Annotated in this window: 13 protein-coding genes; 7 read left to right on the top strand and 6 right to left on the bottom strand. The window is 67.9% G+C overall.

Annotated features, from left to right (window positions below; genetic code table 11):
- Positions 1-90: 90 nt before the first annotated feature.
- Positions 91-1,620 carry a M56 family metallopeptidase gene (locus ACYKG1_RS19540; protein WP_262227857.1) on the bottom strand — a complete coding sequence of 510 codons (1,530 nt, stop codon included), beginning with the start codon at positions 1,618-1,620 and terminating at the stop codon, positions 91-93.
- Positions 1,617-2,009: a BlaI/MecI/CopY family transcriptional regulator gene (locus tag ACYKG1_RS19535; RefSeq protein ID WP_100474111.1), complete on the bottom strand. Its 393-nt coding sequence runs from the start codon at positions 2,007-2,009 to the stop codon at positions 1,617-1,619. The genes ACYKG1_RS19540 and ACYKG1_RS19535 overlap by 4 nt, the downstream gene beginning before the upstream one ends.
- Before the next feature lie 358 nt (positions 2,010-2,367).
- Here ACYKG1_RS19535 and rpoH point away from each other — a divergent pair, with 358 nt between their 5' ends.
- The gene (gene rpoH / locus ACYKG1_RS19530; protein WP_049424102.1) at positions 2,368-3,243 is read left to right on the top strand and encodes an RNA polymerase sigma factor RpoH; all 876 of its coding nucleotides are present in this window, start codon (positions 2,368-2,370) and stop codon (positions 3,241-3,243) included.
- A gap of 146 nt (positions 3,244-3,389) precedes the next feature.
- Here rpoH and purD read toward each other — a convergent pair whose 3' ends face one another.
- Entirely contained in the window at positions 3,390-4,673 is a 1,284-nt protein-coding gene (gene purD, locus ACYKG1_RS19525) for a phosphoribosylamine--glycine ligase (protein ID WP_478471149.1), read from the bottom strand.
- A 61-nt stretch (positions 4,674-4,734) separates the two neighbouring features.
- The gene (gene purH / locus ACYKG1_RS19520) at positions 4,735-6,318 is read right to left on the bottom strand and encodes a bifunctional phosphoribosylaminoimidazolecarboxamide formyltransferase/IMP cyclohydrolase (protein ID WP_100474109.1); all 1,584 of its coding nucleotides are present in this window, start codon (positions 6,316-6,318) and stop codon (positions 4,735-4,737) included.
- Positions 6,319-6,526: 208 nt separating this feature from the next.
- Here purH and ACYKG1_RS19515 point away from each other — a divergent pair, with 208 nt between their 5' ends.
- Genes ACYKG1_RS19515 through ACYKG1_RS19490 form a run of 6 tightly spaced genes read left to right on the top strand, consistent with a single transcriptional unit; the run spans position 6,527 to position 12,321 of the window.
- On the top strand, positions 6,527-7,144 hold the full coding sequence (locus ACYKG1_RS19515; RefSeq protein ID WP_100474108.1) for a CDP-alcohol phosphatidyltransferase family protein: 618 nt from the start codon (positions 6,527-6,529) through the stop codon (positions 7,142-7,144).
- A 31-nt stretch (positions 7,145-7,175) separates the two neighbouring features.
- Complete coding sequence (locus ACYKG1_RS19510) at positions 7,176-8,927, top strand: bifunctional alpha/beta hydrolase/class I SAM-dependent methyltransferase (RefSeq protein WP_478471148.1); 1,752 nt, start codon at positions 7,176-7,178, stop codon at positions 8,925-8,927.
- On the top strand, positions 8,927-10,252 hold the full coding sequence (locus ACYKG1_RS19505; protein ID WP_100474106.1) for a phosphatase PAP2/dual specificity phosphatase family protein: 1,326 nt from the start codon (positions 8,927-8,929) through the stop codon (positions 10,250-10,252). Before ACYKG1_RS19510 ends, ACYKG1_RS19505 begins: the two co-directional genes overlap by 1 nt.
- A complete protein-coding gene (locus tag ACYKG1_RS19500) occupies positions 10,249-10,686 on the top strand; it encodes a hypothetical protein (RefSeq protein ID WP_478471147.1) in 438 nt (145 codons plus the stop codon). The genes ACYKG1_RS19505 and ACYKG1_RS19500 overlap by 4 nt, the downstream gene beginning before the upstream one ends.
- Positions 10,687-10,699: 13 nt before the next feature.
- The gene (locus ACYKG1_RS19495; RefSeq protein ID WP_087923790.1) at positions 10,700-11,329 is read left to right on the top strand and encodes a lysophospholipid acyltransferase family protein; all 630 of its coding nucleotides are present in this window, start codon (positions 10,700-10,702) and stop codon (positions 11,327-11,329) included.
- Positions 11,326-12,321 (top strand): phosphatidate cytidylyltransferase, encoded by a 996-nt coding sequence (locus ACYKG1_RS19490; protein ID WP_087923789.1) that lies wholly within the window; start codon positions 11,326-11,328, stop codon positions 12,319-12,321. Before ACYKG1_RS19495 ends, ACYKG1_RS19490 begins: the two co-directional genes overlap by 4 nt.
- Positions 12,322-12,445: 124 nt before the next feature.
- Here the strand turns inward: ACYKG1_RS19490 and fis are convergent, their stop codons facing one another.
- Entirely contained in the window at positions 12,446-12,721 is a 276-nt protein-coding gene (fis, locus tag ACYKG1_RS19485; RefSeq protein WP_005419706.1) for a DNA-binding transcriptional regulator Fis, read from the bottom strand.
- A 115-nt stretch (positions 12,722-12,836) separates the two neighbouring features.
- Positions 12,837-13,604, bottom strand: coding sequence for a DUF3426 domain-containing protein (locus tag ACYKG1_RS19480; protein WP_478471146.1), 768 nt, complete (start codon positions 13,602-13,604; stop codon positions 12,837-12,839).
- Positions 13,605-13,641: the final 37 nt, after the last annotated feature.

Below are 13,641 nucleotides of genomic sequence, written 5' to 3'. Positions count from 1 at the left end.
CACACGCGTTGCCACGCACGCCTGCCGCGTCCGGTCGTTGCGGGTGGAACGGGTTGCCGCCGCAGCGCAGGAGGCGATGCGGCGGCGGCGTCAGCGTCGTTCGCGGCGGGCGCCCTGCGCCAGCAGGTAATCGCGCACGGCCGCGTTGCCAGCCTGGTTCAGCGGTGTCCGCCAGCGCCCCAGCCAGCCGTCGGCTTCCACGCCCAGGTTGATGTCGGCGCCGTGCGCGAGCAGGTACTGCACGGTGACCAGATGCCCTTCGCGCGAGGCATTGATCAGCGGCGTCTCGTCATAGGTCACGACCCGGTTGACGTCTGCACCGGCCTGCACCAGCTGCTCGACGATGGGTTGCAGGCCCAGCGCGGAGGCGACGATCAATGGATTGCCTTCGCCCAGCGCGGCACGATCGGGGTCGGCGCCCAGTTGCAGCAGGGCGTCGACCATCGCAGGATCGCGTGCGCGGATGGCCTGGATCAGCGCCGTGCCGTCGCCGAGCACGCGCGCATCGAGATCGACGCCCGCCGCCGCCAACGCGTGGACCTGCGCGACGTCATGCGTGCTGGCGGCCTGGAGCAGCGTGTTGACGCGCGTATCGGAGGAGCTGGCAACCGGTGGTGAGGCGAGTCGTGGTGAGACAGCCACCGCGGTGCCGGTGCAGGCCAGCAGAAGCAGCAGGCCCAGCATCAACAGGCTGCGGCGCCGGGGGGACTGCGACGCGGCGTCCAGCAGCTGATCGATGCGCTGCGCCAGCTGGCTGCGTGCACTGAACATGCCCAGTGCAAGTGTCGGTGCCTCTTCGCGCAGGGCCTGCAGCTGTTCGATGCTGGCCAGCAGCGAACCTGCATAGTCCAGCGGTTCGCGTGCCTGCATCGCAGCGCGTGCATCACAGGCCATTTCGCGCAGTACCGCCAAGCGTGCCTGGGCAAGGTGCAGGAGTGGATTCCACCAGAACAGTGCTGTTCCCGCCCGCAGCAGCGTGCTTGTCCACAGGTCGCGTCGATCCAGGTGTGCAACCTCGTGGCGGACGATGTCGCGCAGCACGTTGTTGTCCAGCCGTGCCAGCAAGGGGCGGGGCAGGAGGATCTGCGGGCGCCACAGGCCGACGACCATCGGCCCGTCGACGGCGCAGGTGGCGATCGTCACGTGGGCGGGCACGATGTCGGCCAGGACCGCGCGCAATCCGGCGGACGCCGGTTGCGCCAGCCGCCGCAGCCGGCGCGCGTGCAGCATCGCGTCCAGCAGGCGCATGCCCAGCCACAGGGTGCCCAGCAGCCAAAGCAGTGCAAGCACCGTCGGCAGGGTCTTCGGCAGTTCGACGTAATAGATGTCGGGCTGCCGTCCGGCTTCGAAGATGGCCTCTTCCGTCGTTGCCCCTTCGCCGGGCATGGGGTGGAACGCGGCCGCGGGCGGTGCCGGTGCGGGCAGGGTGGTCGACCAGCCCGGGAGGAAGGCGCTGAGCGGCAACAGCAGTGCCACTGCCATCGCTGCTGTCAGCAGCCAGGAGCGTTGTTCGGCACTGAGGGCCCGCCGCCGTGCCAGCCACAGCGCTGGCAGCAGCACAACTGCGGACAACAGCAACTGCCGAAGGCCCAGTGCCATCGCCATGTCGATGAGGTTCATTCCTTCCTCCCGGCCCTGGCATCGCTGATGCGCTGCTGCAGTGCCTGCAGTTCGTTGCGGTCGATTTCGCGTTCGTCCACCAGGTGCTGTGCCAACACGTTCGGTGAGCCGTCGAAGAACTGATGCAGCAGATGGTCGAGCGCCTGCCGGCGGGCCTGCTCGCGGCTGAGCGTGGCGTGGTAGATGTAGGCGCGACCTTCCTGGCGATGACTGACGAAGCCTTTCTTCGCCAGCACGTTGAACATGGTCAGCACCGTGGTGTAGGCGACCGGCTTGTGTTCGCCGAGCACATCCGCCACTTCGCGCACGGATGCTTCGCCCTTGTCCCAGAGGATGTCCAGGATGGCCTGCTCGGCGGGGGTGGGAGTCTGCGAGACAGGACGGGCCATGTGTTTCTACGTATGAATTAGTTGATGCATCGGAGCATGTCGCCGGATGGCTGTCAACGGGTTTCTTAGTAGTAAAGGGGGCGACCCTCGGCCTTCGGGCCTGAACACCCGGCAACGTCTCCAGGCCTGAATGGACCTCCAGGCCGGCCCGTTCAGCTCCGCTTGACCGGAAATCGCCGGTTTCCGGCAGTTAATTGATTGAATTCCAAGGGATTGTGAATCCCGAAAAGCGTGCTCGCCACTGTCATCAAATCGCGCTACGGTAGGGCTCTGTTTGGGACCAGTGTTGCATCAATAGGATGCTGGAACTTTTTCCTCCTTTAGCAGTCCAAATCCCGGACTGCTAAGATGGGTGCCTATGAGCCAGAACACCTCTACTGCCCTTGTGGCAAACAATCTCCCGATTCCCAGTGCGCTCGGTTCGCTGGACGCCTACATCGGTGCCGTGCACCAGATCCCGGTGCTGTCGGTCGATGACGAACAGGACCTGGCCCGTCGCTTCCGCGACGGCAACGATCTGGACGCCGCCCGCGAGCTGGTGCATTCACACCTGCGCTTCGTGGTGCACGTGGCCCGCGGCTACAACGGCTACGGCCTTGCCCTGGGCGACCTGATCCAGGAAGGCAACATCGGCCTGATGAAGGCGGTCAAGCGCTTCGACCCGGACATGGGCGTGCGCCTGGTCTCCTTTGCCGTGCACTGGATCCGTGCCGAGATGCACGAGTTCATCCTGAAGAACTGGCGCATCGTGAAGGTCGCCACCACCAAGGCGCAGCGCAAGCTGTTCTTCAATCTGCGCAAGTCGAAGACGCGCCTGGGCTGGATGAACGCGGCTGAGGTCAGCGCGGTGGCGAAGGACCTGAACGTGTCCGAGCGCGAGGTCATGGAAATGGAGTCGCGCCTGTCCGGTCGCGATATCGGTTTCGATGCGCCGGCCGACGAGGACAACGAACACGCGCCGCCGTCGCCGGCTGCGTTCCTGGTCGCCAACGACGAAGACCCGTCGATGGCCTACGAACGTGCCGACAGTGAAGACAACCAGATGCAGCTGCTGCGCGAAGGCCTGGCCGAGCTGGATGCGCGTTCGCGCGACATCATCCGCCGCCGCTGGCTGGATGCCGACAGCAAGGTGACGCTGCAGGAGCTGGCCGACGAGTACGGCGTATCGGCCGAGCGCATCCGCCAGGTTGAAGCGAACGCGCTGAAGAAAATGAAGGCGCTGTTCACCGCGTAAGGCGGGACGGCGTTGAAGCAATGAAAAGGCCCGGCACTGCCGGGCCTTTCTTTTCGGGTGTTCAATCCACGCATGGCGTGCATCTCCCCCTGCTGCAGAACCAGTAGATCCACGCCATGCGTGGATGTCCTGACGCCGCGCCTGCCTCAGCCCTCGCGTGCGATCGCGCGCCAGCCGATGTCGTTGCGATGGAATTCGTTGGCCCAGCTGACCTTGGCCACGCCGGCATAGGCGTTGGCCTGCGCGTCGCGCACGCTGTCGCCCAGCGCCGCCACGCACAGCACGCGGCCGCCGGCGCTCAGCACCTGGCCCTGCGCATCCAATGCCGTACCGGCATGGAACACCTTGGCACTGGTAGGCACCTCGTCCAGGCCGGAAATCACGTCACCGGTGATCGGCGATTCCGGGTACGGCCTGGCGGCCAGCACCACGCCCAGTGACGGGCGCGCGTCCCAGTGTGCTTCCACCTGGTCCAGGCGGCCATCGATGGCCGCTTCCACCAGCTCCACCAGATCCGACTGCAGGCGCAGCATCACCGGCTGGGTTTCCGGGTCGCCGAAGCGCACGTTGAATTCGATCACCTTCGGCGCGCCACTGGCGTCGATCATCAGGCCGGCGTAGAGGAAGCCGGTGAACGGGATACCGTCGGCAATCATGCCCTGCACGGTCGGGTTCACCACTTCGCGCATCACCCGCGCATGCACCTCCGGCGTGACCACCGGGGCCGGCGAGTACGCACCCATGCCGCCGGTGTTGGGGCCGGTGTCGCCGTCGCCGACGCGCTTGTGGTCCTGCGAGGTGGCCATCGGCAGCGCATGCACGCCGTCCACCATCGAAATGAAGCTGGCTTCCTCGCCGTCGAGGAACTCTTCGATCACCACGCGGGCGCCGGCATCGCCGAACGCGTTGCCGGAGAGCATGTCACGCACCGCGTCTTCGGCCTCGGTCAAGCTCATCGCGACGATCACGCCCTTGCCGGCGGCGAGGCCATCGGCCTTGACCACGATCGGTGCGCCCTTCTCGCGCACGTACGCCAACGCAGCGTCCACGTCGCTGTGCACGGCGTAGAACGCGGTGGGGATGTTGTGGCGGGCCAGGAAATCCTTGGCGTAAGCCTTGCTGCCTTCCAGCTGCGCGGCAGCGGCGGTCGGCCCGAAGATGCGCAGGCCAGCGGCGCGGAAGCGGTCGACCACGCCGGCCACCAGCGGTACTTCCGGGCCGACCACGGTCAGCGCTACGCCCTCGGCCTGGGCCAGCGCCAGCAGGCCGTCGATGTCAGTGACTTTCACTGCCACGTTGCGGCACTTGCCTTCACTGGCGGTGCCGGCGTTGCCGGGCGCCACGATCACTTCGGTGACACGGGAGGACTGGGCCAGCTTCCATGCCAGGGCGTGTTCGCGGCCGCCGGAGCCGATGACGAGGATCTTCATGGGACAGGGTTCTCGGGTGCGGAAAAGAAAAGCCGGGCAGGGCCCGGCTTCGTAATGCGGATCAATGGCGGAAGTGGCGCACGCCGGTGAACACCATGGCCAGGCCATGTTCGTCGGCGGCGGCGATCACTTCGGCATCGCGCATCGAACCGCCCGGCTGGATGACCGCCTTGATGCCGGCGGCAGCGGCGGCGTCGATGCCGTCGCGGAACGGGAAGAATGCATCGGAGGCCATTACCGAACCCTCGACCACCAGGTTCGCGTCGGCGGCCTTGATGCCGGCGATGCGGGCCGAGTACACGCGGCTCATCTGGCCGGCGCCCACGCCAATCGTGCGGTTGTCCTTGGCGTAGACGATCGCGTTGGACTTCACGAACTTGGCGACCTTCCAGGCGAACAGCAGGTCGGTGAACTGCTTGTCGGTCGGCGCCAGCTTGCTGACCACCTTCAGTTCATCGCGGGTCATGCCGCGGTTGTCCGAGGACTGCAGCAGCAGGCCCGAGCCGACGCGCTTGCTGTCGAAGTTGTTCAGGCCGTCGCCGTGCGGGATGCGCAGCACGCGCACGTTGGCCTTCTTCTGCGCGTATTCCAGCGCGGCCGGCTCGTAGTCCGGGGCGATCAGCACCTCCACGAACTGGCGGTCCAGGATCACCTTGGCGGTGGCGGCGTCCAGCGGCTTGTTGAAGGCGATGATGCCGCCGAAGGCGCTGGTCGGGTCGGTGGCGTAGGCCAGCTCGTAGGCATCGCCGTTGCCGGCACCGACGGCCACGCCGCACGGGTTGGCGTGCTTGACGATGACGCAGGCCGGCGCGTCGAACTGGCGCACGCATTCCCACGCTGCATCGGCATCGGCCAGGTTGTTGTAGCTCAGTTCCTTGCCCTGCAGCTGCTGGAAGGTGGCCAGCGTGCCCGGCACCGGGTAGAGATCGCGGTAGAACGCGCCGCTCTGGTGCGGGTTCTCGCCGTAGCGCAGGTCCATCACCTTCACGAAGGTGGAGTTCATCTGTGCCGGGTACTCGGCACGTGCCGGCACCGCGGCGTCGGTGGCGGTGACGGCCGACAGGTAGTTGCTGATCGCGGCGTCGTACTGGGCGACGCGGTTGAACGCGGCCACCGAGAACGCGAAGCGGGTGGTGGCCGACAGCTGGCCGTCGTTGGCGTCCAGCGAAGCCAGCAGTTCGGCGTACTGCGACGGATCGGTCGCCACCGCCACGCGGGCGAAGTTCTTGGCCGCCGAGCGCAGCATGGCCGGGCCGCCGATGTCGATGTTTTCGACCGCGTCGGCCAGGGTGCAATCGGCCTTGGCGGTGACCGATTCGAACGGATACAGGTTCAGCACCAGCAGGTCGATGGCGCCGATGCCGTGCTCGGCCATCACTGCGTCATCCAGGCCGGAGCGGCCCAGCAGGCCGCCGTGCACCATCGGGTGGAGGGTCTTGACCCGGCCGTCCATCATTTCCGGGAAGCCGGTGACGTCGGCCACGTCCTTCACGGCCAGGCCCGCATCGCGGATCGCCTTGGCGGTGCCGCCAGTGGACAGCAACTCCACGCCGCGTGCCGCCAGCGCAGTGGCCAGCTCGACCAGGCCGGTCTTGTCGGAAACGGAGAGGAGGGCCCGGCGGACGGGCAACAGATCAGCAGTCATGGGACAGAATCGGCAGCGGAGCGGGGCCGATATTGTAGGCGGTGGGGGCCGGTGGCGGGCGCCGGTGGGGAAAATCGGCCCGCGCCGGTGGCCCTGCGGCCGCCTTCAGCACAGCCGGGCCGGAGTGGCCCGCAGGCAACAGGATGGGGCCGGCTGCCCCAATCGGGTAGGCTGTGCCCGCACTGCCAAGGATCAGCGGGTACGGATCATGTCGATCTATGCATTGAAAGGACGTTTCCAGGACCTGTTGCGTCCGGCCGTACGCGGCCTGTACCGCATGGGGATCACCGCCAATACGGTGACCGTGGCCGCTGCCGGGGTCTCGCTGCTGGTGGCCGCCGCCGTGTGGTGCTGCGCGCCGGCCCAGCCGCTGCTGTACCTGCTGCTGCCGCTGTGGATGCTGCTGCGCATGGCGCTCAACGCCGTGGACGGCATGCTGGCCCGCGAGTTCGGCCAGCAGTCGCGGCTGGGCGCCTATCTGAACGAGCTGTGCGATGTGATCGCCGACGCCGCGCTGTACCTGAGCCTGCTCAGCGTGCCGGGCGTGCGCCCGGAGGCGCTGTGGCTGCTGGCCTGGACCGCGGCGCTGAGCGAGTACGCCGGGGTGCTGGGGCTGATGGTCGGCGCCAGCCGCCGCTATGACGGCCCGATGGGCAAGAGCGATCGCGCCTTCGTGATCGGTGCGCTGGGCCTGCTGCTGGCGTTTGAGTGGGGTGGCGCGATGACGGTCACTGGCGTGGCCGCGGCCATGGCGGTGCTGTGCGTGCTGACGATGATCAACCGCGTCCGTCGTGGACTGCGGGAAGCGGCGGTTTCGCCGAATTAATCAAGATACAAAAAGACAATCAGGAGATTGCATGCGCCAGGCGCAGGAACGGGAATTCCACAGCTTCGACCAGGGACCGCTGTTCTACCGGTACTGGGCGGGCACCACCGCCACCCCGGCCACCAAGGCCATCGTGCTGTTGCATCGTGGCCACGAGCACTCCGGGCGTGTCACCCACCTGGTCGATGAGCTGGACCTGCCCGACACCGCCTTCTTCGCCTGGGACGCGCGTGGCAATGGCCGTTCGCCGGGCGCACGTGGCGATGCACCGGGCTTCCCGGCGCTGGTGCGCGATCTGGACAGCTTCATTGCCCATATCGGCGCCGAGCATGGCATCGCGGTGCAGGACATCGTGGTGATCGCGCAAAGCGTGGGAGCGGTGGTTGCCGCCACCTGGGTGCACGATTACGCACCGCGCCTGCGCGCGCTGGTGATGGCTTCGCCGGCGTTCAAGGTGAAGCTGTACGTGCCGTTCGCACGCCCGGGCCTGGCCTTGATGCAGAAGCTGCGTGGCAACTTCTTCGTCAACAGCTACGTCAAGCCGCAGTGGCTGACCCATGACCCGGCGCGGGTGGAAAGCTACCGCACCGATCCGCTGATCACCCGGCCGATCTCGGTGCGCGTACTGCTGGGCCTGTACGAGGCCGCCGACCGCATCGTCGCCGATGCGCAGGCGATCAGTGTGCCGGTGCAGCTGCTGGTGTCCGGCTCGGACTTCGTCGTGCATCGCGGCCCGCAGGACCGCTTCTACGAGCGCCTGTCCAGCCCGGTCAAGGAGCGCGTGCACCTGCCGGGCTTCTTCCACGACACGCTGGGCGAACGTGATCGGGCGCCGGCACTGGCGCGCATCCGCAGCTTCATCCAGGCGCGTTTCGCCGAACCGCTGCGTGAGCTGTCACGGCGCGATGCGCACCGCCATGGGCCGACGTTCGAGGAATCGGAGATCCTGGCCTGGCCACCGGAGCGCAACAGCTTGGCCGACCTGCGCTGGCGCGTAGTTCGTGGCGGCCTGCGCTTCGGCGGCACGCTCTCTGAAGGCATCGCGCTGGGACTGCAGACCGGTTTCGATTCGGGCAGCACGCTCGACTACATCTACCGCGATGAAGCGCGCGGCAAGGGCCCATTGGGTCGCATGGTCGACCGCAATTATCTGGACGCGATCGGCTGGCGCGGCATCCGCGTGCGTGGCCAGCACCTGCAGGAACTGCTGCGCGATGCTGCCCAGCGCCTGCGCGGGCAGGGCGCGCCGGTGCGCGTGCTGGACGTGGCCGCTGGCCATGGCCGCTACGTGCTGGAAGCATTGGGCCAGGGCGAACAGCGCGCCGAGCGCATCGTGCTGCGTGACTTCAGCGATCTGAACGTCACCCAGGGCCAGGCCTTGATAGAGCGCCTGGGGGCGGCCGACATCGCCCGCTTCGAACAGGGCGATGCGTTCGACCCGGTGCAGCTGGCGAAGGTCGACCCGGCACCGACGTTGGCGGTGGTATCGGGCCTGTACGAGCTGTTCCCCGACAACGATGCGGTGCTGCGCTCGCTGCAGGGCATTGCCGCGACGGTGCCGGCGGGCGGCTACCTGGCCTATACCGGCCAGCCCTGGCACCCGCAGCTGGAATTCATCGCCCGCGCGCTGACCAGCCATCGGGGTGGCGCCGCGTGGGTGATGCGCCGCCGTACCCAACAGGAAATGGATGAGCTGGTGCGCCTGGCCGGGTTCGAGAAGGTGGCGCAGCGTATCGACGACTTCGGCATCTTCACGGTGTCGCTGGCGCGCCGGATCGCGTGATGGCGACGCTCGCCGCATCCCCGCTGGCCGCAGAGGGGCGCCCCTGGCGGCGCGCCCTGTTGTGGCTGGCCCTGCTGGGCCCGTTCTTCTTCGCCAGCTATGGCTTCGCCAACTGGATGGCCGGCCGCCACGCTACGCTGCCGGTGATGGCGTTCGCGTGGGAGGCGCATATCCCGTTCGTGCCGTGGACGATCGTGCCGTACTGGTCGATCGACCTGTTCTACGCGGTCTCGTTCTTCCTGTGCCGGCAGCGCCTCGAACTGGACCGGCACGCGCTGCGGCTGTTCAGTGCACAGCTGATCGCCGTGAGTTGCTTCCTGCTGTGGCCGCTGCGCTTCAGCTTCCAGCGGCCGGAGATTGGCGGTGTGTTTGGCTGGCTGTTCGACGTGCTGCTGGGCTTCGACAAGCCGTTCAACCAGGCGCCGTCGCTGCACATCGTGCTGCTGATCGTGCTGTGGGTGAAGTTCGCGCAATACCTGCACGGTGCGTGGCGCTGGGTGCTGCATGGGTGGGCGCTGCTGATCGGCGTTTCGGTGCTGACCACGTTCCAGCATCACTTCATCGATATCCCGACCGGCCTGCTGGCCGGCTGGCTGTGCGTCTGGCTGTGGCCGGAGCAGGGCACGCCACCGCTGCGTGCATGGCGCACGACACGTGATGCCGGGCGCTGGCGCCTGGCGGGGTTGTACCTGCTGGGGGCCGCTGTGCTGATGGTGCCGGTGATCCTGCTGCGGAGTGTGGCGTTGTGGCTGCTGTGGCCGGTGGTGTCGCTGCTGCTGGTGGCGCTGGCCTATGCCGGGCTGGGCACGGCGGTGTTCCAGAAGCGCGCCGATGGGCGGCTGACCATGGCGGCGCGCTGGTTGCTGGCGCCGTACCTGGGCGCGGCCTGGATCAATTCGCGGCTGTGGACGCGACGTGCGCCGCAGCCGGTGCCGGTGATGGATGGCGTGTGGCTGGGGCGCATTCCCTGTGCTGCGTTGCCAACACCCTTGGTCGGCGTGGTCGATACCTGTGCTGAACTGTCCTGTCGTGCATCGGGCGCGGCGTATGCCAGCGTGCCGATGCTGGACCTGGTGGTGCCCACGCCGGAACAGCTGCGCGCGGCGGCCGAGGCCATCGAGCGCCTGCGCATGCAGGGGCCACTGTTGGTCTGTTGCGCGCTGGGCTATTCGCGCAGCGCCGCCAGTGTGGCGACCTGGCTGCTGCGCAGTGGTCGTGTGGCCGACGCGGACGCGGCGGTGGCGATCGTGCGTGGTGCACGCCCCGGCATCGTGTTGGGCGCAGCGCACCTGAAGGCCATCACTGCTGCAGGAGCGCGCGCATGAGCAAGGCCCCCGATCTGGCGACCATGCAGTTGCTGTTGCGGCAGGGGCGTTGGCCGGCGCTGCTGTCGCTGGGCCTGTTGCTGGTGGCGTTGCTGCTGCTCGGCATCGAGCCGGGCCTGGCGATGATCGCTGCCGGCCTGTTGCTGATCAGTGTTGCCGTGGGTATCGCACAGGCCTGCCAGGCATGGCGGGTCGGGCTGGATGCCAGCCTGCTGCAGCTGCTGCGCGATGAGGGCCTGGACGGCGAAGCCGCTGCGCGCCGCACTGATCAGCTGCTGCACGACAGTGGCCTGCGTCGCGCGGCGCCCGATGCGCCGCTGCGCGGCTGGGACGCGCGCTGGGCCGGCATGCGCCGCCTGCTGCTGCGCCAATACCTGCTGACCACAGTGCAGTTCGCACTGCTGGTGCTGGCCGTGTTGTGGCCGCAGACGTGAACGGGAGGGACCAATGTTCGCCGAGCTGATTGCCCGCGCCTGCAGTGGCGCGATCCATGTGGTGACCGGCGCCCGCGCGCTGTGGATCGGCTGCGCGCCGTCCAGCGAACGACGCGTGTATTACGGCAACCATGCCAGCCATGGTGACTTCGTGCTGATCTGGTCGTCGATGCCACCAGCACTGCGGCGCCAGGTGCGCCCGGTGGCTGCGGCCGAATACTGGCAGCGCGATGGCCTGCGCCGCTACCTGATCGACGCGGTGTTCAACGGCGTGCTGGTTGAACGCGAGGCCGGCCAGCGCCGGCAGGACCCGCTGCAGGTGCTGCGTGACGCGGTGGACGAAGACTGCTCGCTGATCCTGTTTCCGGAAGGTACCCGCAATGTGGGCGATGAGCCGCTGTTGCCGTTCAAGAGCGGCATCTACCATCTGGCGCGGCAACGGCCGGAGCTGGAGTTCGTGCCGGTGTGGATCGACAACCTGAAGCGGGTGATGCCCAAGGGGCGGTTCCTGCCGTTGCCGCTGCTGTGCACGGCCACGTTCGGGACGCCGCTGCGGCTGCAGGCCGACGAGGACAAGGCGGCCTTCCTGGCCCGCAGCCGGCAGGCGCTGCTGGACCTGGCGCCGAACGGGGGGCGTGCATGAGTTTCGTGTTGGATGTATCTGGCGATCTGGCAACGCAGAGCGTAGGCCAGCAGACCGGCCTGCTGTTTGCCGGTGTCGGTGCGGTGCTGGTGCTGGCCACGCTGGTGGCCGAGACCCTGCGCTGGCGCCAGCGCGGTCGGCCCAGTGCGGTGATCGCCAACCTGGTGTCACGCATCCGTGCCTGGTGGGTGATGGCGATCGTGGTCGGGCTGGCGCTGTTCTTCGGCCGTGCCGGCGTGATCGTGCTGTTCGCGATCATCTCGCTGTTCGCGCTGCGCGAGTTCATCACCCTGGCACCGACACGCTCAGGGGACTACTACGCGTTGCTGGCCGCGTTCTACATCGTGCTGCCCTGGCAGTACTACCTGGTGTGGATCGACTGGTACGGCATGTACACGCTTCTGATCCCGGTGTACGCGTTCCTGTTCCTGCCGATCCTGTCGACCATCGGTGGCGACACCACGCACTACCTGGAGCGCACGGCGAAGGTGCAGTGGGGGCTGATGATCTGCGTGTTCTGCATCTCGCACGTGCCGCTGCTGCTGAACCTGCACGTGCCCGGCCATGACCCGTCGCGCAACGTGCTGCTGTTCGCCTTCCTGGTGATCGTGGTGCAGTCCTCGGACGTGCTGCAGTACATCTGGGGCAAGTTGCTGGGCAGGCACCTGATTGCGCCGAAGCTGTCGCCGTCGAAGACCGTGGAGGGCTTCGTGGGCGGCGTGCTGAGTGCCAGTGCGCTGGGCGCGGCGCTGTGGTGGATCACCCCGTTCACGCCGCTGCAGGCGTTCGGCCTGTCGCTGCTGATCAACCTGATGGGATTCTGGGGCGGCCTGGTGATGTCGGCGATCAAGCGCGACCGCGGCATCAAGGACTGGGGCCACATGATCGAGGGCCATGGTGGCATGCTCGACCGGCTGGACTCGGTGTGCTTCGCCGCCCCGGTGTTCTTCCACGTGGTGCGGTATTACTGGAAGGCAGGCGGAGGCGGCTGATTCTGCCGGGGCGGCATCCACGCATGGCGTGGATCTACGGGTAGTGCCGGCCGCTGGCCGGCAACGGCAATCCTGTCATCGTTCATGAGGTTGCCGGCCAGCGGCCGGCACTACCCACGCGCGCTCAGGCGCTGATGCCGTATTCCTTCAGCTTCTTGCGCAGGGTGGCGCGGTGGATGCCCAGCATCGCGGCGGCACGGCTCTGGTTGCCTTCGCAGTGGTTGAGTACTTCCACGAACAACGGGATTTCCATCTCGCGCAGCACGATCTCGTAGACATCGTCCGCGTCGCAGCCATCGAGGTCACGCAGGTAGCGGCGCACGGACTGGGCGACGTGTTCACGCAGCGGTGGCCGGGGAGCGCCACGACTGTTGTCAGGACGAGAGAGGACAGCGTTCAAGGGGGTTCCCGATCTGGTTGGCCCGTGCGCGCGGAGCGCGCGGCCGGACGAGGTGGTGGCGGCCAGTCTAGCGCGAGCGTGCCCGACCTGCCACGGCTGGTCGCCTCTACCTTGGTCAGAGGAAGTCGAAGGTGAATGCGACGGTGGACGCGGCAGGCTCCTGCACGCGGAACGCGATGCGCGCACTCTGGCCCGGTTCCAGCAGGGCCGCGCCGGGGGCCTCGCCGAGGTACTGCGCCGGTGCGAACACGCCGCTGCCGATCACCCGGCCATCGGCATCGGACAGCGACAGGCGCAGGTCCGGCCAGGCCTGTGCCCAGCGCGCATCGTTGCGGATGCTGGCCTGCACCTGCAGTACGCCGGGCTGGCCCGGCAGCGGACGGATCTCACGGCTGGTCATGGTGAAGGCGGTGGGCTCGTGCCAGGGCGGCAGGCTGCAGCGCAGTGCGCCGCACAACGCGCCCAGCCAGGCGCGGTTGCCGGCGTCGGCGGCCAGTCGCGCACGATCGGCCAGCACGCTCTGCAGTACCAGCAGCAGTGCCAGCCCGGCAACCAGCACCCAGTGCCAGCGCGGCGTCGGCAGCGCGCGCGGCCGTGAAGTGCCCAGGAAGCTCGGCGCATCGCCGGCCACGGCCTGCGCGGCCGGGACGGCAAGGACGGGTTCGATCACGGCCGCCTCGTCGAGGATGACGGTGTCATCGATCTGTCGCGTCTCCGCCATCGGCGGCAACGCCGCGCCGATCGGGTCGCCAGTCTCCCCGGCAGGAATGCCATGCGCCGCCGGGTCGGGCGTGCGCGCATCGGTCGCAGGTGCAGCCTCGCCTTCCGGCGCGGGGCGCAGGAAGGTGGCCAGGGGACGGCGCGGCGGGTTCGGCTCGGACATGCTCAGGGCGCGGGCTCGGATCCAGCGGTCATTCAAT

The organism is Stenotrophomonas sp. 85239_Sma (assembly GCF_056481725.1).
Note: the sequence above shows the minus strand (reverse complement) of the source record. Positions and strands in the feature narration are given on the sequence as shown.

Coding starts and splice junctions, on each gene's coding strand:
- purH (WP_100474109.1), bottom strand. CDS start 6,318: ATGACTGCTGATCTGTTGCCCGTCCGCCGGGCCCTCCTCTCCGTTTCC.
- ACYKG1_RS19495 (WP_087923790.1), top strand. CDS start 10,700: ATGTTCGCCGAGCTGATTGCCCGCGCCTGCAGTGGCGCGATCCATGTG.
- ACYKG1_RS19535 (WP_100474111.1), bottom strand. CDS start 2,009: ATGGCCCGTCCTGTCTCGCAGACTCCCACCCCCGCCGAGCAGGCCATC.
- ACYKG1_RS19515 (WP_100474108.1), top strand. CDS start 6,527: ATGTCGATCTATGCATTGAAAGGACGTTTCCAGGACCTGTTGCGTCCG.
- ACYKG1_RS19505 (WP_100474106.1), top strand. CDS start 8,927: ATGGCGACGCTCGCCGCATCCCCGCTGGCCGCAGAGGGGCGCCCCTGG.
- ACYKG1_RS19510 (WP_478471148.1), top strand. CDS start 7,176: ATGCGCCAGGCGCAGGAACGGGAATTCCACAGCTTCGACCAGGGACCG.
- ACYKG1_RS19500 (WP_478471147.1), top strand. CDS start 10,249: ATGAGCAAGGCCCCCGATCTGGCGACCATGCAGTTGCTGTTGCGGCAG.
- ACYKG1_RS19490 (WP_087923789.1), top strand. CDS start 11,326: ATGAGTTTCGTGTTGGATGTATCTGGCGATCTGGCAACGCAGAGCGTA.
- ACYKG1_RS19480 (WP_478471146.1), bottom strand. CDS start 13,604: ATGTCCGAGCCGAACCCGCCGCGCCGTCCCCTGGCCACCTTCCTGCGC.
- ACYKG1_RS19540 (WP_262227857.1), bottom strand. CDS start 1,620: ATGAACCTCATCGACATGGCGATGGCACTGGGCCTTCGGCAGTTGCTG.
- purD (WP_478471149.1), bottom strand. CDS start 4,673: ATGAAGATCCTCGTCATCGGCTCCGGCGGCCGCGAACACGCCCTGGCA.
- rpoH (WP_049424102.1), top strand. CDS start 2,368: ATGAGCCAGAACACCTCTACTGCCCTTGTGGCAAACAATCTCCCGATT.